The organism is Isoptericola halotolerans, assembly GCF_045689585.1.
GTDB lineage: Bacteria > Actinomycetota > Actinomycetes > Actinomycetales > Cellulomonadaceae > Isoptericola > Isoptericola halotolerans_B.
On record NZ_CP140108.1, the window covers coordinates 3124436 to 3143168 of the forward strand.

21 protein-coding genes are annotated in these 18733 nt (G+C 73.0%); 9 read left to right on the forward strand and 12 right to left on the reverse strand.

The window, feature by feature from the left end:
- Nucleotides 1-163: 163 nt before the first annotated feature.
- The 3 genes from UQW22_RS14645 (at nt 164) to UQW22_RS14655 (ending at nt 2637) form a co-directional block, all read left to right on the forward strand.
- Nucleotides 164-1027, forward strand: coding sequence for an NmrA family NAD(P)-binding protein (locus tag UQW22_RS14645; RefSeq protein ID WP_407317814.1), 864 nt, complete (start codon nt 164-166; stop codon nt 1025-1027).
- A gap of 223 nt (nt 1028-1250) precedes the next feature.
- The gene (locus UQW22_RS14650; protein WP_407317815.1) at nt 1251-2366 is read left to right on the forward strand and encodes a glycosyltransferase; all 1116 of its coding nucleotides are present in this window, start codon (nt 1251-1253) and stop codon (nt 2364-2366) included.
- Nucleotides 2367-2460: 94 nt separating this feature from the next.
- Complete coding sequence (locus UQW22_RS14655; RefSeq protein ID WP_407317816.1) at nt 2461-2637, forward strand: hypothetical protein; 177 nt, start codon at nt 2461-2463, stop codon at nt 2635-2637.
- A 25-nt stretch (nt 2638-2662) separates the two neighbouring features.
- On the opposite strand, the gene UQW22_RS14660 is transcribed toward UQW22_RS14655, so the two are convergent.
- Nucleotides 2663-3103, reverse strand: a complete 441-nt coding sequence (locus UQW22_RS14660) for a VOC family protein (protein WP_407317817.1) — start codon at nt 3101-3103, stop codon at nt 2663-2665.
- 146 nt (nt 3104-3249) lie between these two features.
- Here UQW22_RS14660 and UQW22_RS14665 point away from each other — a divergent pair, with 146 nt between their 5' ends.
- Nucleotides 3250-3711, forward strand: a complete 462-nt coding sequence (locus UQW22_RS14665) for an SRPBCC domain-containing protein (protein ID WP_407317818.1) — start codon at nt 3250-3252, stop codon at nt 3709-3711.
- Nucleotides 3708-4085: an ArsR/SmtB family transcription factor gene (locus UQW22_RS14670; RefSeq protein WP_407317819.1), complete on the forward strand. Its 378-nt coding sequence runs from the start codon at nt 3708-3710 to the stop codon at nt 4083-4085. Before UQW22_RS14665 ends, UQW22_RS14670 begins: the two co-directional genes overlap by 4 nt.
- An 80-nt stretch (nt 4086-4165) precedes the next feature.
- Here the strand turns inward: UQW22_RS14670 and UQW22_RS14675 are convergent, their stop codons facing one another.
- The 7 genes from UQW22_RS14675 to UQW22_RS14705 all read right to left on the reverse strand — a co-directional run bounded on the left by UQW22_RS14675 (nt 4166) and on the right by UQW22_RS14705 (nt 10865).
- Nucleotides 4166-6559, reverse strand: a complete 2394-nt coding sequence (locus tag UQW22_RS14675) for an ATP-binding cassette domain-containing protein (RefSeq protein ID WP_407317820.1) — start codon at nt 6557-6559, stop codon at nt 4166-4168.
- A gap of 58 nt (nt 6560-6617) precedes the next feature.
- A complete protein-coding gene (locus UQW22_RS14680) occupies nt 6618-7061 on the reverse strand; it encodes a nitroreductase family deazaflavin-dependent oxidoreductase (RefSeq protein WP_407317821.1) in 444 nt (147 codons plus the stop codon).
- 5 nt (nt 7062-7066) lie between these two features.
- A complete protein-coding gene (locus UQW22_RS14685; RefSeq protein ID WP_407317822.1) occupies nt 7067-7477 on the reverse strand; it encodes a VOC family protein in 411 nt (136 codons plus the stop codon).
- Between the two features lie 10 nt (nt 7478-7487).
- A complete protein-coding gene (locus tag UQW22_RS14690) occupies nt 7488-7934 on the reverse strand; it encodes a helix-turn-helix transcriptional regulator (protein ID WP_407317823.1) in 447 nt (148 codons plus the stop codon).
- Between the two features lie 55 nt (nt 7935-7989).
- Complete coding sequence (locus tag UQW22_RS14695; RefSeq protein WP_407317824.1) at nt 7990-8913, reverse strand: methylenetetrahydrofolate reductase; 924 nt, start codon at nt 8911-8913, stop codon at nt 7990-7992.
- A gap of 55 nt (nt 8914-8968) precedes the next feature.
- Nucleotides 8969-9400 carry an META domain-containing protein gene (locus tag UQW22_RS14700; protein ID WP_407317825.1) on the reverse strand — a complete coding sequence of 144 codons (432 nt, stop codon included), beginning with the start codon at nt 9398-9400 and terminating at the stop codon, nt 8969-8971.
- Nucleotides 9401-9482: 82 nt separating this feature from the next.
- Nucleotides 9483-10865: an NAD-dependent malic enzyme gene (locus UQW22_RS14705; RefSeq protein WP_407317826.1), complete on the reverse strand. Its 1383-nt coding sequence runs from the start codon at nt 10863-10865 to the stop codon at nt 9483-9485.
- A 186-nt stretch (nt 10866-11051) separates the two neighbouring features.
- Between UQW22_RS14705 and UQW22_RS14710 the strand changes: the two genes are divergently transcribed.
- Nucleotides 11052-11789 (forward strand): phosphotransferase family protein, encoded by a 738-nt coding sequence (locus tag UQW22_RS14710; protein WP_407317827.1) that lies wholly within the window; start codon nt 11052-11054, stop codon nt 11787-11789.
- Nucleotides 11790-11793: 4 nt separating this feature from the next.
- Here UQW22_RS14710 and UQW22_RS14715 read toward each other — a convergent pair whose 3' ends face one another.
- Together UQW22_RS14715 and UQW22_RS14720 are read right to left on the reverse strand one after the other, a co-directional pair.
- Nucleotides 11794-12813: an LLM class flavin-dependent oxidoreductase gene (locus UQW22_RS14715; RefSeq protein WP_407317828.1), complete on the reverse strand. Its 1020-nt coding sequence runs from the start codon at nt 12811-12813 to the stop codon at nt 11794-11796.
- Entirely contained in the window at nt 12810-13349 is a 540-nt protein-coding gene (locus UQW22_RS14720; RefSeq protein WP_407317829.1) for a DinB family protein, read from the reverse strand. Before UQW22_RS14720 ends, UQW22_RS14715 begins: the two co-directional genes overlap by 4 nt.
- A gap of 63 nt (nt 13350-13412) precedes the next feature.
- Between UQW22_RS14720 and UQW22_RS14725 the strand changes: the two genes are divergently transcribed.
- Complete coding sequence (locus tag UQW22_RS14725) at nt 13413-14195, forward strand: alpha/beta fold hydrolase (protein WP_407317830.1); 783 nt, start codon at nt 13413-13415, stop codon at nt 14193-14195.
- 147 nt (nt 14196-14342) lie between these two features.
- Here UQW22_RS14725 and UQW22_RS14730 read toward each other — a convergent pair whose 3' ends face one another.
- Both UQW22_RS14730 and UQW22_RS14735 read right to left on the reverse strand, forming a co-directional pair.
- Nucleotides 14343-15788, reverse strand: coding sequence for a PP2C family protein-serine/threonine phosphatase (locus tag UQW22_RS14730; RefSeq protein WP_407317831.1), 1446 nt, complete (start codon nt 15786-15788; stop codon nt 14343-14345).
- Nucleotides 15785-16606, reverse strand: coding sequence for an alpha/beta fold hydrolase (locus UQW22_RS14735; RefSeq protein ID WP_407317832.1), 822 nt, complete (start codon nt 16604-16606; stop codon nt 15785-15787). The genes UQW22_RS14730 and UQW22_RS14735 overlap by 4 nt, the downstream gene beginning before the upstream one ends.
- A gap of 66 nt (nt 16607-16672) precedes the next feature.
- Here UQW22_RS14735 and UQW22_RS14740 point away from each other — a divergent pair, with 66 nt between their 5' ends.
- Both UQW22_RS14740 and UQW22_RS14745 read left to right on the forward strand, forming a co-directional pair.
- Nucleotides 16673-17194, forward strand: a complete 522-nt coding sequence (locus UQW22_RS14740; protein ID WP_407317833.1) for a GNAT family N-acetyltransferase — start codon at nt 16673-16675, stop codon at nt 17192-17194.
- A 45-nt stretch (nt 17195-17239) separates the two neighbouring features.
- Nucleotides 17240-18694 carry a tyrosine-type recombinase/integrase gene (locus UQW22_RS14745; RefSeq protein WP_407317834.1) on the forward strand — a complete coding sequence of 485 codons (1455 nt, stop codon included), beginning with the start codon at nt 17240-17242 and terminating at the stop codon, nt 18692-18694.
- The last annotated feature ends 39 nt before the right edge of the window (nt 18695-18733 follow it).

An 18733-nucleotide genomic window follows, 5' to 3' on the forward strand; every position in this document is an offset into this window, starting at 1 on the left:
TGCGCACGACGGCCCTCTTCTTCGCGTGTAATGACATAATGTACATTATCGGTCTTCTGGTCACCGATGCTCCTGCAAGGAGTTCCGAGGGCCTTCGCGCGGCGTCCGTGCGGACCGCGAGTCGTCACCGAGGCTGCGTGGCCGGGCAGATAGCCTCGCCGGTGTGAGGATCGCGGTGACCGGCTCGACCGGCAGGCTCGGGAACCAGGTGGTCGGGCTGCTGGCCCGCTCGAGCGCGTCGTCCCCGCACGAGGTGCTCGCCCTCGCCCGCCGGCCGTCGGTCGTCCCCGCGGTGCACGCCTCGGACACCGTGACCGCCGTGCACGCGGACTACGACGACCTGGGGTCGCTGGAGTCCGCGTTGTACGGCGTCGACGCCTTGGTGTTCGTCTCCAGCGACGGCGACGCCGCGCGCATGATGATCCACCACGAGAACGTCGTCCGGGCCGCCGACACCTGCGGGGTGGGTCACGTCGTCTACCTGAGCGGCGTCGACGTGGACCCGGCCTCACCGTTCTGCTACGCCTTCACCAACGGGTACACCGAGCGGCTCCTGGCTCGGACCCGGTGCGGGTACTCGTTCGCCCGCGCCTCCCTGTTCACCGAGTTCTTCGCGTCCTTCCTCCGACCGGCGCTGTCGTCCGGCGAGCTGCGCGTGCCTGCCGGGAGCGGACGTGTCGCTATCGTCTCGCGGTCCGACGTCGGGCGGGCGCTGGCAGCACTGGCCGTCCTGCCGCCCAGCGGCCGCCACCACGACCTGACAGGTCCGACCGCCCTCTCGCTCGACGACATGGCAGAGGTCCTCACCGAGGTCGCCGGCAGATCTGTGTCCTACGCCGACGTCTCGCCGGAGGTCCATGTCGAGGAGCTGGCCCGCCTCGGAGAGCAACCCTGGTGGATCTACGCCTACTCCACGATGTTCGCCTCCGTCCGCGAGGACCGGTGGAGCACGGTCTCCGACGAGGTGCTCCGGCTCACCGGGCGGGTCCCGACGTCGGTCGCCGACATGGCCGGGCGCTTCGCCTGACGTCACGACCCTGTCGGCCGAGGTTCCCGGTGCACCACCCGCCCCTTTTCCTGCGGTGTCGGTGCGGCTTCGGTGCGCTGGCCCGAGGGACTTCTTGAGCACCTGACGAACCTGCGGCGATCGAGAGCAAGAACCCACGCTGACCTGCGCTCCTGCCGACGGCAGTCTGAGATCGGTCGTCGAGGCTTCAGTCGACCACAGAACGTCGACCTCGGAGCCCACGGTGCACACCTCGTCGAACCGCCCGCCGCGTCACCTCGCTCAGCAGGACCACGCTGACCGCGAGCACGGACCGCGCGTCGTCGTCATCATCCCGGCTCATGACGAGGAGGACGCCCTGCCGGCGACCATCGCCTCGCTGACGCACCAGACCCGGCGGCCGGACGGTGTGCTCGTCGTCTCCGACAACAGCACCGACGCCACGGTCGCCGTGGCGCGTGCGGCCGGAGCGCAGGTCATGGAGACCGTGGCCAACACCGCCCGCAAGGCCGGCGCCCTCGACCAGGCGATCAGCACGGTCACCGAGGACGTCGTCATGGTGCTCGACGCGGACACGACGATCGCGCCGACGTTCATCGAGGAGGGCCTCGGCGTCCTGGCGGCGGAACCGGCCGTGGCCGCCGTCGGCGGAGTCTTCCGCGGTCGTCCGCCGGTCGGCTACCTCCAGCGCTGCCAGGCCAACGAGTACACCCGCTACGGCGTCCAGGTCGACGTCACGGGCCGGACCGCCGTGCTGACCGGGACCGCCGCCCTGGTGCGCCGCGCGGCGCTCGAGGAGGTCGCCGCCGCGCGCGGCACGACACTGCCGGGGCGCCCCGGCGACGTCTACGACCGCGACGCGATCACCGAGGACTCGGAGCTGACGCTGGCGCTGCGGACCCTCGGCCACGAGCTGCGCTCCCCCGTCACCATGAGCTGCACGACCGAGCTGATGCCGACCGCCGGCGACCTGCACCGTCAGCGCGTGCGCTGGTACAAGGGCATGCTGGACAACCTGGCCGCGTACGGCCTGACCCGCACGACGGCCCGCTACTTCGGCCAGCAGCTCATGCTCGTCGTCGGCACGCTGATGATGACGGCGTTCCTCCTGCTCACCGTCGCCACGGTCGTCACCGGGACCTTCGTGCTGTCGCCCCTCTGGGCGACCGTCGGTCTGGTCTTCGTCGCCGAACGGCTGGTGACCGTCTGGGGCGCGGGCGGGCGCGCACGGCTGCTGGCGGCGCTCGTGCTGCCGGAGCTCGTCTACGACCTGGCGCTGCAGCGCGCCTTCGTCCACGCCGTCGCACTGTTCGTGACACGACGCCAGACCACCTGGAACCACGTCACCGCCGCCGCCTGAGCGGCTCGGGCTCACCACTCCCCTGCCCACCGCACGACCGGGCGCGGTCGACCGCACCCGGACACCGAAGAAAACCCACCTGGAGGAGCTCACCATGTACCACTCCACCGTCGCCCAGACCGCCCCCGTCCTCGCCGCCACCGGTGTCGCCACCGCCTTCCATGTCGTCGCCGCCTGGACGCTCCTCGTCGCGGGGCTGGCGCTGGTCACCACGGCACGCGTCCTGCGCCGCCGACGCCAGCGCGCCGTCGTCGCCGGGCAGGCCCTCTGAGGCCGTTCCGGCGTTGCTGGGTGCGCTACGCGGGGCCGGTGACCTGCACGAGGTTGCCGCAGGCGTCGGCGAGTACCGCGGTCGTGACCGGCCCCGTCGACAGCGGCTCCTGGGTGAACCCCACGCCGAGCCCCCGCAGGCTCTCGAGCTCCGCACGCACGTCGTCGACGGCGAACTGGGCGAGCGGGATGCCGTCCGCGACGAGCGCCTCGCCGTAGGGCGTCACCGCGGGGTGCCCGGCGGGCTCGAGGAGCAGCTCCGTGCCCTCGGGGTCGTCGGGTGCCACGACGGTCAGCCACCAGTCGCTGTCCCCAACGCGCCGAGCGGTGATCTGCCGCAGTGGCGTGGCGTCCAGGTCGTGGAACGTGTAGCGGCCCTCGCGCCGGCTCGTGACGAGCCCGGCGGCCTCGAGCACCGCGAGGTGCTGCGAGACGCCCGGGCGCGAGATGTTGAGCTGGAGCTTCATGCTGAGCCGGCCGCAGATCTCGAACAGCGTCTGCCGGACCTCTCCCCTGCCCCGATCGCGCCTTCCTTCCAATGCAACCAGGGGTTGCGCTGGAACGAATCCGGCTCTAGGGTTTAACGCAACCACTAGTTGCAGGAGGATCTGTCATGGAGATGGGGACGATCGAGCGCGACCTGTACGTCGATGCCTCGCCCGAGGTGGTCTTCGATGTCGTCAGCGACCCCGAGCACGTGCGTCGCTGGTGGACGGACGAGGCGGACTACCCCGTCGAGGTCGGGGGCTCCGGGCGCATCGGTTTCAGGGACGCCGCACAGCAGATCAGCTGGGTGCGGTTCACGGTGGTCGAGGCGCTGCCGCACCACCGGTTCTCCTTCCGGTGGACGCACGACGAGGGCGAGACTGCGGGGCGGGGCAACTCGTTCCTGGTCGAGTTCGAGCTCACGCCGGAGGGCTCCGGGACGCGCCTGCGCATGACCGAGTCCGGGTTCCGCGAGCGCGGCTGGTCCGAGGCAGAGGTGGCCGCGGCCTACGCGGACCACGTCGAGGGCTGGAGCCACTTCCTGCCACGACTGCCGGAGTACGCCGAGCGGCTCGGGGCGCGCGCATGAGTGTGCGCGCAGCGATCGACGACCGGCTCTGGTCCGCGGTCGGCGACCCGACCCGGCGCCGGATGCTCGACCTGCTGGTAGCCCAGGGCGCCGGCAGTGCGACGAGCCTGGGTGCGCAGTTGCCGGTGACACGGCAGGCCGTGGCCAAGCATCTGCTGGTGCTCGCTCGCGCCGGGCTCGTGCGCGCCACCACGGAAGGGCGGGAGAAGACCTACCGGGTCGACGCCGATCAGCTGAGCCGTGCCGTGGCCCAGCTGACGGCGGTCGGCACGGCGTGGGACGCCCGCCTGCGCCGGATCAAGGGACTGGCCGAGTCGATCGAGCGCGGCCACCGCGACGAGGACCCGGACGAGACCGAGGAGGGGAAGGTCTGACCGTCGCCCTCGGCACCGCGGCGGGCACAGCGTCGTCGGCCGCGTCGGAACGAGGTCGCCGGGTCCGGACGACGAGGCGATCAGTGGCGTGCACCGACGTAGTCGGCGAGGTGCTCCCCGGTCAGCGTGGACCGCTCGGCGACCAGCTCGGCCGGGGTGCCCTCGAAGACCACCGTGCCGCCGTCGTGCCCGGCTCCGGGGCCGATGTCGATGATGTGGTCGGCGTGGGCCATGACGGCCTGGTGGTGCTCGATGACGATGACGGTCCTGCCGGCGTCGACGAGTCGGTCGAGCAGGCCCAGCAGGTGGGCGACGTCGGCCAGGTGCAGGCCGGTGGTGGGTTCGTCGAGGATGTACGTGCCGCCCTTGTCCCCCATGTGCATCGCCAGCTTGAGGCGTTGGCGCTCGCCGCCGGAGAGCGTGTTGAGGGGCTGTCCGAGGTGGAGGTAGCCGAGGCCGACGTCCTCGAGGTGCGCGAGAATCCTGCGAGCGGCGGGGAGGGTGGCCTCGCCGTCGGAGAAGAAGGCGTGCGCCTGGGCCACGGAGAGGTCGAGGACCTCGGCGATGCTCTTGCCGCCGAGGGTGTAGTCGAGCACCTCGGCCATGAACCGCTTGCCGCCGCAGTCCTCGCAGGGGCTCTCGACGGTCTCCATGAACCCGAGCTCGGTGTAGATGCGGCCGTTGCCCTTGCAGGTCGGGCACGCACCTTCGGAGTTGGCGCTGAACAGGGCCGCCTTGACGTCGTTGGCCTTCGCGAACGCCTTGCGGACGGGTTCGAGCAGGCCTGTGTACGTGGCGGGGTTGGAACGGCGCGAGCCCTTGATGGCGCCCTGGTCGACGACCACGACCCCGTCCCGGTCGGCGAGGCTGCCGTGGATGAGCGAGCTCTTGCCGGAGCCGGCGACACCGGTGACCACGGTGAGCACCCCGGTGGGGACGTCCACGTCGACGTCGCGCAAGTTGTTGCGGGTGGCCCCGCGGATCTCGAGTGCGCCCGTGGGCGGGCGCACGGCGTCCTTGACCTCGACGCGGAAGTCGAGGTGCTTGCCGGTGAGCGTGCCGCTGGTCCGCAGACCCTCGACGGTGCCTTCGTAGCAGATGGTGCCGCCGTCCGACCCGGCACCGGGGCCGAGGTCGACGACGTGGTCCGCGACGGCGATGGCCTCGGGCTTGTGCTCGACGACGAGCACGGTGTTGCCCTTGTCGCGCAGGTCGATCAGGAGGTTGTTCATGCGGGCGATGTCGTGCGGGTGCAGCCCGATGGTGGGCTCGTCGAAGACGTAGGTCACGTCCGTCAGCGCGGAGCCGAGGTGACGGATCATCTTGACCCGCTGCGCCTCTCCCCCGCTGAGGGTGCCGGAGGGGCGGTCGAGGGACAGATAGCCGAGGCCGATCTCGACGAACGAGTCGAACAGGTGCAGCAGGGCGCCGACGAGGGGTGCGACGCCGGGGTCGTCGATGCCGCGGACCCACGAGGCGGCGTCGGTGATCTGCATGCGGCACACGTCGGCGATGCTCGCGCCGGCGATCGTGACCGAGCGGGCGGTCTCGTTGAGGCGGGTGCCGTCGCAGGCGGGGCACGGCCCGAAGGCGGCCGCCCGCTCCACGAAGCGGCGGATGTGGGGTTGCAGCGACTCGGGGTCCTTGGAGAACACCGACTCGCGCAGCTTCGGGATGAGGCCCTGGTAGGTCATGTTCATGCCGAGGGCCTTGACCTTGCCCTTGTCCCGGTACAGCAGGTCGTGGCGCTCGGTGTCGGTGTAGTCGCGGATCGGCTTGTCGCCGTCGACGAACCCCGACTCGGCGAAGCCCTTGACCATCCAGCCGTCGGCCTTGTACCCGGGCACGAGGATGGCGCCGTCGTTGAGCGACCTGGACTCGTCGACGATGACCGACAGGTCCAGGTCGGACACGGTCCCGCGGCCCTCGCACTCGGGGCACATCCCGCCGAGGTAGACCTGGTCGCGCACCACCTTCTTGTCGGTCTTGCCGTCCGCCTTGTCCGTCTTGAACACCCCGCTGGCGCGGGAGGTGGGGATGTTGAAGGAGAACGCCGTGGGCGGGCCGACGTACGGCTCGCCGATGCGGCTGAACAGGTTGCGCAGCATGGCGTTGGCGTCGGTGACCGTGCCCACGGTGGAGCGCACGTTGGCGCCCAGGCGCTCCTGGTCGACGAGGATCGCCGTCGTGATGCCCTCGAGGTGGTCGACGTCGGGGCGCGGCAACGACGGCATGAAGCCCTGCACGAACGTGGAGTAGGTCTCGTCGATCAGACGGCGGGACTCGGCGGCGATCGTGGCGAAGACGAGCGAGCTCTTGCCGGACCCGGACACCCCGGTGAACACGGTGAGCCGGCGTTTGGGCAGCTCGACGTCGACGGCGCGCAGGTTGTTCTCGCGCGCACCGACCACGCGGATCAGGTCGTGGGCGTCGGCGGGACGCGTGGTCGGGGGTGCCTCGGTGCTGGTGGCCATGGTCGGACGGTCTCCTTGGTCGTGGCCGGGGTGCCGTCGTCGGTCCGGCACCCTCAGGCTAGCGCGGGGTGAGCCGCACCACGGGGTAGGTGCGTGCGCTCCTGGCCTGGTACTTCGTCAGGCTATGGATCGCCTCCGACAGGCGCTGCCAGGCGGCCTGCCGGGCCGGGCCGTCGAGCACCGCCACCTCGACGGGCACCGGTCGCGCGCCGTGGACCTCGACAGCGGCGTCGCCGGGGCGGGCGGTGAGGTTGTCGAACCAGTCGGGGTGGCGCTGTCCTCCCCCGGACGCGACCACGACCCAGCCGGCGCCGTCCTCGACGTAGGCCAGCGGGTTCGTCCGGGCTGCGCCGCTGCGCCGTCCGACGGTGTGCAGCACCAGCAGCTCCATGCCCATCTGGGAGCCGCCGCGGGCGCGGATCTTGGACACCGTGCGCGAGTTGGCGGTGTGCTGCAGCCAGCGCGAGAGCCTGCCGGGCCGCTTGGCGGTGACTGTCGTCATCGGGCTCACCTCACCTCGTCGATACGAACCATGTTGCCCGCCGGGTCCCGGAAGGCGCAGTCGCGCACGCCCCACGGCTGCTCGGCCGGTTCGGAGACGACCTCGGCCTCGGCGGCCTGCAGCCGGGCGAAGGTGCCGTCGAGGTCCGTGGTGCCCAGGATGATCGACTGGTAGGAGCCCTTGGCCATCAGCTCGGTGATGGTGCGCCGCTCGTCGTCGGTGATGCCGGGGTCGGCCGCCGGCGGGGTGAGCACCAGCCGGACGTCGCGCTGCGACGGGGCGACGAACGTCAGCCAGCGCATGGTGCCGGAGCCGACGTCCTGGACGAGCTCGAAGCCGAGCAGGTCGCGGTAGAAGCCGAGGGAGGCCTCGGGGTCGGTGTGCGGCAGGAACGTGGTGTGCAGGGTGATGTCCATGCCTGCCACGCTAGACAGGCTCGGACGGCACCGCTTCTCGATTCCTGATCGGTCGGGTGACGCGCTTGGTGACGCAGGACGGCAGCTCGGCCGCACGGTCGGTCCGGGCCCGACGGCGGTACTCGCTGGGCGAGAGGCCCACCAGCTCGGTGAAGCGGGTGGAGAAGGTGCCCAACGAGGACGACCCGACGGCGAAGCACACCTCGGTCACGCTCAGGTCGCCGCGGCGCAGCAGCGCCATCGCCCGCTCGACGCGACGCGTCATCAGGTAGCTGTACGGCGACTCGCCGTAGGCGGCCTTGAACTGTCGGCTCAGGTGCCCGGCGGACATCCCCACGCCGGCCGCGAGCGCCTCGACGTCCAGGGGGCTGGCGTGCTCGCGGTCGATGCGGTCGCGCACGCGGCGCAGCAGGGCGAGGTCGCGCAGGCGTTGCTCGGCGGCGGTGCGGGTGCCCATGGCCTCGATGCTGCCATGCGCGCGCTGCGCAGGCCGACCGTCGACGGCGTGCGGGTCAGCGGGTCCCGAGGCGGTCGCGCAGGTGGGCGGCAAGGCGCACGGACGCCTCGATCTCGGCACGACGGATCGAGACGGACTCCACGTTGAAGCCGTACGGGATGTCGTGCCGGGTGCAGAACTGCGCCAGGTCCTCGGCGATGGCGAGGCACTGGTCGAAGGAGGTGGCCAACGGGTCGGCGGCGTGGCGCAGGTCGTTGCGCATCCAGCGCGGCACGTGCACGCCGAGCCACTCCAGGAACTCCAGGGTCTTGCGCGAGCCGCAGATCGAGAGCGTGAAGATCACGGGGGCCGGCGGGCGACCGTCGTTGGCGCAGGCGTAGCGGTAGTCCGAGACCATGGACTTGGCCGCGCCGACGTCGTAGACGACCTGCGTGACGAAGAACCCGACGCCGGCGGACTCCTTGCGGCGCATCCGCTCGTGCTCGCGGCCCCCGGTCTCGTGACGCTCGGGGATCGCCACTCCCCCGAGCGGCAGCTCCGGGGCGTGGGTGCGGCACAGGCGCTGGGCCTCGGTCAGGGTGGTGCGCACGGTGCTGTCGCTGGAGGAGGCTCCCACCAGCACGGTGCTGACCTGACGGGGGTCCTGGGCGCCGAGCCAGTCGGTCAGCTCGTCGGCGGTGTACTTGCCGGCGCTGCGGTAGACGACCACAGGGCGGTCCCACCCGGTCAGGTACCGGGTGCGGAACTCGCCGGGGTCGAGGGTCGGCAGGTAGGGGAAGGGACGCTCGTCGGGGTTGCGGTCGGTCTCGTCGTCGATGTCGTACAGCACCAGGGCGTCGAGATCGAGACCCGCCAGCCGTTCCACGGTGCGGTCGGCGATGCGCTGGGCGTCCTCGGAGCTGGTGGTGCGCCGTGGCGGGGTGATGGCGAAGAGCAGCAGCCCGCCCTGGCGTCGCCGCGCCTGCTCGGTGAGTTCCAACGTCTCCTCCTGCGTGCTGCCCCTGGCTCGGTCCGGTCCGTCGGCAGGCTGCCGCTCAGTCCTGCTCGACGAGCGTGACGGTCGAGTCCTCTGCGGTGAGGGTGAGCGTGCTGCCGTCGAGCGTGAGCGTCGGCTCGGCGCGCAGGAGCGCGCTGAACCACTCGTCCTGCGCCATGAGCTCGTCCGCGCACCCCATCATGGTCGAGCGCATCTCACCGGTCAGCCGCAGGGTGCCGTCGTCCCACGTGGCGGGCGCCGACATGCTGTTGCAGCCGGGCTGGGCGCCCACGGAGTCCTCGGTGAACGCCAGCACTACCTGGCTGCCCGCGGCGAGCTCGTGACCGGTGGCGTCGGTGGCGACGAAGGACCGCCCAGCGACGTCACCGGTGCCGCCCGCGCAGCTCGCCAGCACCCCGACGAGCACCACGGCGAGCACCGGGGGCAGCAGGGCGGTGGACAGCAGTCGGCGCGAGGCAGGAGCGATCACCCGGCCAGGCTAGCGGCCCGGCCGGGCGGTGCGCCCGGCGTGGCCACGCGCCTGGCCGGGCAGGTCGGCCGGGCGCACCGGCTCAGGGCGCCGCGACCGAGCGCACGGCCTCCGCGACGGACTCGGCCACGCGGTGGTCGAAGACGCCGGGGATGACGAAGGCGCTGTTGAGCTCGTCGTCGGCGACGACGTCGGCGATGGCCAGGGCGGCCACCCGCAGCAGCTCGTCGGTGATCTCGGTGGCGCCGACGTCGAGCAGTCCGCGAAACAGGCCGGGGAAGGCCAGGACGTTGTTGATCTGGTTGGGGTGGTCGCTGCGTCCGGTGGCCACGACGGCGGCGTGCTCGGCGGCCTCGACGGGGTCGACCTCCGGGGTCGGGTTGGCCAGCGCGAACACGATCGCGTCGTCGGCCATCGCGGCGACGTCGGCGCCGGTGAGGATGTTGCCCGCCGAGACGCCGACGAACACGTCCGCGCCGGCCAGGGCCTCGGTCAGGGTGCCCTCGAAGCGGTCGGGGTTCGTGTGCTCGGCGATCCAGCTGCGGTGCGGGTCGCCGTTGGCGCGCCCGGGGTGCAGTGCGCCCTCGCGGCCGAACGCCACGATGTGCGCGGCGCCCTGGGCCTTGAGCAGGCGGATGATCGCGTTGCCGGCCGCGCCGACGCCGGAGACGACGATGCGGACGTCCTCGAGCTTCTTGGCGACCACCTTCAGCGCGTTGACCAGGGCGGCCAGGACGACGATGGCGGTGCCGTGCTGGTCGTCGTGGAAGACGGGGATGTCGAGCTCGGTACGCAGACGAGCCTCGATCTCGAAGCAGCGCGGGGCCGAGATGTCTTCGAGGTTGACCCCGCCGTACACCGGGGCCAGGGCCTTGACGATCGAGATGATCTCCTCGGTGTCGGTGGTGTCCAGGCACACGGGCCAGGCGTCGACGCCGGCGAACTGCTTGAACAGGGCTGCCTTGCCCTCCATCACCGGCAGGGCGGCGGCCGGACCGACGTCCCCCAGCCCGAGCACCGCGGTGCCGTCGGTGACCACCGCCACGGTGTTGCGCTTGATGGTCAGGCGGCGCGCGTCGTCGGGATTCTCGGCGATGGCGGTGCACACGCGAGCCACCCCCGGGGTGTACGCGCGCGACAGGTCGCGCCGCGTCTTGATGGGGGCCTTGAGGGCGACCTCGATCTTGCCGCCCAGGTGCAGCAGGAACGTCGAGTCCGACCACTTGAGCACGTGCACGCCCTCGAGCGACTCGAGCGTGGCCACCACCCGCTCGCCGTGCCGGGTGTCGACGGTGTCGCAGGTGACGTCCACCACGAGACCCTCGGGCGTGGAGTGCGCGACGTCGACGCCGGTCACGGCGGCGCCCGCGTCGGCGACCGCGGCGACCACGGTGCTCGTGGCGCGCTGCGAAGCGGGGACCTGCACGCGCAGGGTGATGGTGTAGCCGGGGCTGGGAAGCGCCACGATGCCTTCCTTCTGCGGCGGCGACGGTGCCGCCCGGTGGTTCCGAGATGGTCGGTCCGCAAGGACGGTGACCAGTATCACCCCACCCGCAGGGCGCCGGTGCCGCCACCCACGGTCCGCGCGCGCCCGCCGTCGGCGGCGACGGCGTCTCAACGGCGGGGGCGGGGGCGGGGTAGTTTGCGCTGCGTGAGCTGTGACCTTCCCGGGCCGGACGCCGGCCGGCGTGCCGTGACGACCGGCTGGTTCGACCAGGCGGACGTCGTGGCAGACCGGCCCCGGGGGTCGACCGGGCCCCGGCTGCTGCACGCGGACCGCGAGCGCCGGGTGCTGGTCACCGCCTGGGTGCCGGGGGTGCTGGTGGTCGAGGGTCACCGCGCCGAGCAGGACTCGGGCACGTACCGCCAGGCCGGGGCGCTGCTGCGGGCGGTGCACGCGGTCGGGTCGCGCATCGACGGCGACTGGGAGGCCGCCGCGGACGCCCGGGCACTGGCGCACCTGGACGGCGTGCACCGCATCGACGCGACCAGCGAGCGTCTGCTGCGGGCGCGGATCGCCGCGCACGTGCACCCGCCGGTGCGCGTGGTGCCGACGCACGGCGACTTCCAGCCGCGCAGCTGGGTCGTCGACGACGCCGGGCGGGTCCGGGTGGTCGACCGCGGCCGGTTCGCGTGGCGTCCGCCGGCGACCGACCTGGCACCCCTGGACGCCCAGCAGCTCGCCGGGCGCGACGACTTGGCCGCGGCGTTCGTCGACGGCTACGGCACGGACCTGCGCCAGGGCGGTGCCTGGCAGCGCGCCCGGGTGCGCGAGGCGATCGGCACCGTGGTGCGGGCGCACCGGGTGGGCGACGAGGCGCTCGAGGCCCAGGGGCACCGCATGGTCGACGCGGTGCTGGCCGGGGAGGTCCTCGGCGGCAGCGTCTGACCGTTCAGCGCCAGCCGAGCGCCGGGGCCACGTGCGCGACGACGTTCTGCACGAGGTGGGCGTTGTAGTCCACCCCGAGCTGGTTGGGCACGGTCAGCAGCACGGTGTCGGCGGCCGCGACGGCGGTGTCGTTCGCGAGGTCGGCCACGACGTCGTCCACCTCGCCGGCGTACGTCTTGCCGAACCGGGCGCGGACACCGTCGAGGACACCCACCTGGTCGGTCGAGCCGGCCTCGGCCCCGAAGTAGGCGCGGTCGCGGTCGTCGGTGATCGGGAAGATCGACCGGGACACCGACACGCGCGGCTGGGTGTCGTGACCGGCGGCATCCCACGCGTCGCGGAAGCGCTGGATCTGCTCGGCCTGCAGGGCGTGGAACGGCACGCCGGTGTCCTCGGTCAGCAGGGTCGAGCTCATGAGGTTCATGCCCTGGGCGGCCGCCCACTCGGCGGTGGCGCGCGACCCCGCGCCCCACCACACCCGTCCGCGCAGGCCCGGCGAGTGCGGTTCGAGGCGCAGCAGCCCGGGCGGGTTGGGGAACATCGGTCGCGGGGCCGGTGCGGCGAAACCCTCCCCGTCCAGCAGCTCGAGGAACCGGGCGGTGTGCCGGCGCGCCATGTCGGCGTCGTCCTCGCCGGGGCCGGGGACGTGGTCGAAGTGCCGGTAGCCCTCGATCACCTGCTCGGGTGAGCCGCGCGAGATGCCGAGCTGGAGCCGTCCGCCCGAGATCAGGTCCGCGGCGCCGGCGTCCTCGGCCATGTACGCGGGATTCTCGTAGCGCATGTCGATCACGCCGGTGCCGATCTCGATGCGGCTCGTGCGCGCACCGACGGCCGCCAGCAGCGGGAAGGGGCTGGCCAGCTGGCGGGCGAAGTGGTGCACCCGGAAGTACGCGCCGTCCGCCCCGAGCTCCTCGACGGCCTCCGCCAGCTCGATCGACTGGGTCAGCACGTCCTCGGCGCTGCGCGTCGCCGAGGAGGGATGGTCGGTCCAGTGGCCGAACGACAGGAACCCGATGTGCTTCATACCGGCGTCAACGTCTCGTCCCGGCCGGCATTCCCGGCGTCGTGGGCGAGCGTCTGCTCGCGCAGGATGTCCGCGTGCCCGCCGTGCTGGGCGAGCTCGCGCAGCACGTGCAGGTACACCCAGCGCAGCGGCAGCGGGCCGCGTCGGTTGCCGTGCACCACGTCGTCCAGGTCGATGCTCGCTGCCCGCTCGCGCGAGGCCGCGCACACCTGGAGGTAGCGCGAGCGCACGGAGTCGATCGTGTCGGCATCGGTCAGGTCGAACGACTCGTCCGGGGTGGCCGGGATGCCGATCTCGGCGCGCGAGCGCCGCGTGATCGCCTCGTCGAACCAGACCTGCTCGACGAACGTCGCGTGCTTGAGAAGGCCCAGCAGCGTCGTCTTGGACGGCACCAGCCGGCGTCGGGCCTGCTCCTCGCCGAGATCGTCGAGGCTGGCCACCAGGTGCCGGCGGTGCTCGTCGAGGAACGCGTCGAGCTGCTCGCGCAGGGGTGCGGACAGGACAGCGGGGCCGATGGTCAGGGGTTCAGCCGACATGGTGCGAGCGTAGAGGCCCTCTCGGTGCCCCGTCGCGCGTGACGCTGCCGTAGTGTCGGGGCCGTGATCCTCACCCACGACGACGCCGGCACCGGCCCCGCCGTGCTGCTGGTGCACGCCGGTGTCGCCGACCGCCGCATGTGGGATCCGATGGTGCCTGCGCTGAGCCACGCCTTCCGCGTGATCCGGCCCGACCTGCGCGGGTTCGGCGACACCCCGCTGCCCGGCGGACGGTACGCCGACGCCGACGACCTCGCCGCGCTCCTGGACCACCTCGGCGTGCCCGACGCCGTCGTGGTCGGCTCCTCGTTCGGCGGACGCGTCGCGCTCGAGCTCGTCACCGCCCACCCGGGCCGGGTGCGCGAGCTGGTGCTGCTCAACCCCGACCTGGACGGGATCGAGCCGACCGCCACCGCCACCGCCACCGCGTTCGGCGCCGAGGAGGACCGGCTCCTGGACGCCGGGGACCTCGAGGGTGCCGTGCGGCTGAACGTGGACACCTGGCTCGGCCCCGACGCCGACCTGTCCGTCCGCGAGGCGCTCGCGGCCATGCAGCGCCGCGCCTTCGAGGTCCGGCTGGCCGCCGACGCCGGTGACGCTCCTCCCCTGTCCCGCCGCCCGACCGTGGACCTCGACGCGGTCGTGGTCCCCACGCTCGTGGTCACCGGCGGGCACGACATGGACCACTTCCGCCACCTCGCCGCCCACATCGGGGCGGGCGTCGGTGGCGCCGAGATCGTCGATCTCGACTGGGCCGGGCACCTGCCCGCGCTCGAGCGCCCCGATGTCGTCCAGGCGCTCCTGCTGGACGTGCTGCGCGACGACCCGGCCGTCCACGCGCCCTGACACGTTCTTCGCGTGCCCCAGGCGGCAGGCTCAGGCGGACAGCCCGTCGTCGACGATGCGACAACGCGGCGACGTCCTGCCACACCGACATGTTGACGATCACGTCCGGCGAGTCCGGGTGCGGTGAGCGGTGCGTGCGCGCACCGCTCAGAGGTCGGCCGGCGCCCCGGACCACGTCAGGGCGAGCACGCAGGCGTCGTCGCGGGGGTTCGGCCCGGCGTCGAGCACGTGGGCCGCCAGCGCCTCTCCGGTCGGTGCCCGGCGCACGGCGCGAGCCAGACCTGCGAGCCCGTCGGACAGCGGCTGGTCGCGACGCTCGACCACCCCGTCGGTGTACAGCAGGACCGCGTCGCCCGCCCCGAGCCGCACCTGGCCCTGCTCGCGGGGCGGGCCCACCCGCCCGCCGTGGACGCCGAGGGGTGTCGAGCGCCCGTCCCAGAGGTAGTCGCCGGTCCCGCCGGCGACGCGCAGCGGGGGCAGGTGTCCGGCGCAGGCGTAGGACAGCAGACCGCCGGCGACGTCGAGCTCGGCGTACACCAGCGTCGAACCGAACCCTGTGTCGCGGTCCACGACGAACCGGTCCACGCTGTCGAGCACCCCGGCCGGGCCCAGCCCGGGCGCGGCCAGGGCCCGGGTCGCGGTGCGCAGCTGCCCCATCGCCGTGGCGGCCACCAACCCGTGCCCGACCACGTCACCGACGACGACGGCCAGGGTCTGGGGCGCGATCCAGAACGCGTCGTACCAGTCCCCGCCGACCTGCATGCCGCTGTCCGCAGGCCGGTAGCCGGCCGCGACGGTCACGTCGTCGCGGTGCGGCAGGTCGACCGTCAGCATGGCGTGCTGCAGCTCGTGGGCCACCGAGATGCTGCGCTCGTACAGCAGGGCGCGGTCCAGCGCCACCGCGCCCTGCTGGGCGATCGTGGCCAGGGCGTCGACGTCGACGGCCTCGTCCGCGGGGCGGCCGCGAACCGTCACGACCAGGTCGCCGTGGGAACCCGCCGCGCCGGCCATCGCGACGCTCAGTCGCCCGTGCGGACCGCGGTGCACGCCGTCGGACGGGACGTCCGGGTCCGTGTGCACGAGGGTCGCCTCGCCCACGCCGGGGTGCTCCCCGACAGCCGCCAGCAGGGCGGCGCGGACCTGCTCCGTCCCGGCGGCGTGAGACAGGGCGGACGTCGCGTGCTGCACCCAGCGCAGCCGTTCGGCCGACCGCTCCGCCTCCGCCCGGGCACGCAGCAGCTCCTGCTCGAACTCGGCGCGGCGGCGCACCTCGAGCAGCGCGACGGCGACACCACCGGCCACGGCTCGGGCCGTGAGCAGCGCCGGCAGCGGGCCTTCGTCCGTGCGCACCTCGACGCGCACCGCGTCGACGTGACCGGTCAGGCTCAGGGTCGGGGCCACGTGCGTGTCCCAGTAGATGCGTCCGCCGACGGTCAGCAGGTCGCCGATCCGTCGCCCGGTCACCGCGGTGGCCGGGTCCTGCCCCGCGATCCAGTCGACGAACGTGTCGTTGGCCCGCAGGACGTAGCCGTCGGCATCGAGGTGGAGCAGACCCCGCGGCGCGGTCGCCCAGTCGCGGGCCTCGGTGCTCATGACTCCGGGCGCGGAGCGGGCGGCCCGCACAGGTACTCGCGCACGGCCGCGACCAGCGCCGCCGGTGCGCTCAGCTGCGGGCAGTGCCCGACGGCGTCGATCAGCACGAAGCGGGAGCCGGCCAGGTGCTCGTGGACGTAGCGGCCCACCTCCAACGGGGCGATCACGTCCTCGCGGCACTGCACCACCAGGCTCGGGGTGCGGACCCGGGCCAGGTCGGCCCGGTTGTCCGACAGGAACGTCGCCCGGGCGAAGGCGCGCGTGACCTGCGGGTCGGAACGGCGGAACGAGGCGGTCAGCTCCGCGCCGAGCTCGGGCCGGTCCGGGTTGCCGACGATCACCGGTGCCATCGCGTCCGACCAACCCAGGTAGTTCGTCTCCAGAGTGGCGAGCAGCTCGTCGATCTCCGCGGCGCTGAACCCGCCGCGGTAGCCGTCGTCGTCCAGGTAGCGCGGGCTGGGCCCGACGAGCACCAGGCGGTCCACCAGGTCCGGGCGGCGGGCGGCCACCAGCAGCACGATCGTGGCGCTGACGGAGTGCCCCACGAGCACCGCCGGCCCGAGGTCGAGATCGTCGAGCAGGACGACCATGTCGTCGGTGTAGCCCTCGAGCGAGGCGTGCCGGTCCGGGTCGAACGTGCTGCGGTGCGCGCCACCCGCCCCGGCGTGGTCGAACAGCACGACCCGGTGGTCGGCGGCGAAGTCGTCGACCACACGGTGCCACATCGTCTGGTCGCAGCCCAGGCCGTGCGCGAGCACGAGCGGAGCGCCGTCGACCGGGCCGACGGCATGCACGTTGTGCAGCGCACGAGGACTCACGCGCACACCATAGTTGGCGGTCGGTCGCCGGCGCACGGAAGCGGTGCCCTCGGGCAGGATGAACCCGTGCAGATCACCCAGGAGACCCCCACCGCCGCGGACGTGCGCGCCCTGCTCGACGAGCACCTGACGGACATGTTCGCGACCTCGCCGCCGGAGTCCGTGCATGCCCTGGACCTCGCGGCGCTGACCGCACCGCACGTCACGTTCCTCACCGCGCGCACCGGCGACGGGCGGCTGCTGGGCTGCGGGGCGCTCAGCGAGCTGGCGGCCACGACCCCCGGAGGCGCCGGGCACGGCGAGCTCAAGTCCATGCGCACCGCGCCGGCGGCCCGGGGCCGCGGCGTCGCCACGGCGGTGCTCGACCGGCTGCTGGACCTCGCGGCGGGGCGCGGCTACGCACGCGTCAGCCTGGAGACCGGCTCGCAGGACTACTTCGCCGCGGCCCGGCGGCTGTACACGCGGCGCGGGTTCGTCGCGTGCGAACCGTTCGGCAGCTACACCGAGGACCCGCACAGCGTGTTCATGACGCTGGCCCCGGTCACCGTCGCCGCAGCTCGGGACTCGGTCGAGGCCACCGCTTTCTGAGCGACGACGCAGGTCAGCGGCGTGTACCGACGTTAGGGTCGGGCCATGGCGTACACGGAGAAGCGCGACACCCGCACCGGCGCGTCCTCCTACGTCGGCCGCTTCCGCGTCGACGGTCGCCTGCGCAGCACCCGCGCCTTCCGGTCGCGGCGTGACGCGCTGGCCGAGGCACGCCGCGCCGAGGAGGCCGGCAAGCTCGGCACCTGGGTCGACCCGCGCGGCTCGGCCGTCGTCGTCGCCGAGTGGTTCGCGCACTGGCAGGCCGGTCGGGCAGATCGTGCGCCGCGCACCCTGGAGGCCGAGCGCGAGCGGTTCCGCTCCCTGGTGGCGCCCACCTTCGGCCAGACCCCGTTGCGCCGCATCACGCACGACGACATCACCCGCTGGGCGGCCGGCATGCACGCACCGCGCACCGGCCAGGTCGCCTCACCGGCCCGGCGGCGCGACGCCGTCCGCTTGCTCGTGGCCCTGCTGGACGCGGCCGTCGACTCGCGCCGGCTCACCGCCAACCCCGCACGCACGCCGTCGGGCCGGGTGCCCGGGCTCCCCCGGGCCCCGCGGACCAAGGCGCACCGCTACCTGAGCCACGAGCAGCTGCGCCGGGTCGCCGACGCCGCCCGTACCCACGAGGGGCGAACCCTCGTGCTGCTGGCCGGCCTGACCGGTCTGCGCTGGGGCGAGGCCTCCGCGCTGCGCACCGGCGACGTCGACCTGCTGCGCGGACGCATCGTGGTCGAACGCGCCTACACCCGGCTCGACGACGGCACGCTGCTGCTCGGCGACACCAAGACCCACGCACGCCGCGAGGTGCCGGTGCCCGGGGTCCTCGCCGCCGACCTGTCCGTGCTGCTCGCCGCCCGGGGCCCTGGGCTGCTCTTCGCCGGCCGTGACGGCGGGCCGTTGCGTCGCGAGAGCTTCGACCGCAACGTCTTCCGCCCCGCGGTGCGGGCCGCGGGCGCGGCGGTCACCACGCTGCAGGAGCTGCTCGGGGTGCGCGACACCCGGGTGATGGACGCCCAGACCCTCGACGCGGTGCGCCGCGTGCAGGAGCAGGCCGCGCTGCCGGTCACCGGCGTGGTCGACGCCGCCACCTGGGACGTGCTGGCTACCGAGGACCGGTGCCGTCGCGGTGAGCTGTCCCGGGGGGCGAAGATCGCGCGGACCCACCGGCTCGACGTCGTGACCCGCCTCACCCTGGGTGCCGGGGCGGAGGACTTCGCTGCCCTGACCCTGCACGACCTGCGCCACACGGCGGCCTCGCTGGCGATCGCCGGCGGCGCGAGCGTCAAGTCCGTCCAGCGCATGCTCGGACACGAGTCGCCGGTGCTGACCCTGCGCACCTACGCCGGCCTGTTCGAGGACGACCTCGACCGGCTGGGCGAGGCGATGTCAGCGCAGTTCGCGGCGCAGGACCCGACATCCGGTGCTCACCACACGCTCACGGTAGGCCCGTCAGTGGTGCCCGGCGTGCATCAGATATATCGCGCCACAGCGCGCTGACCTGCACATACATAGACCTCGAACGCTTCTCGCAACATC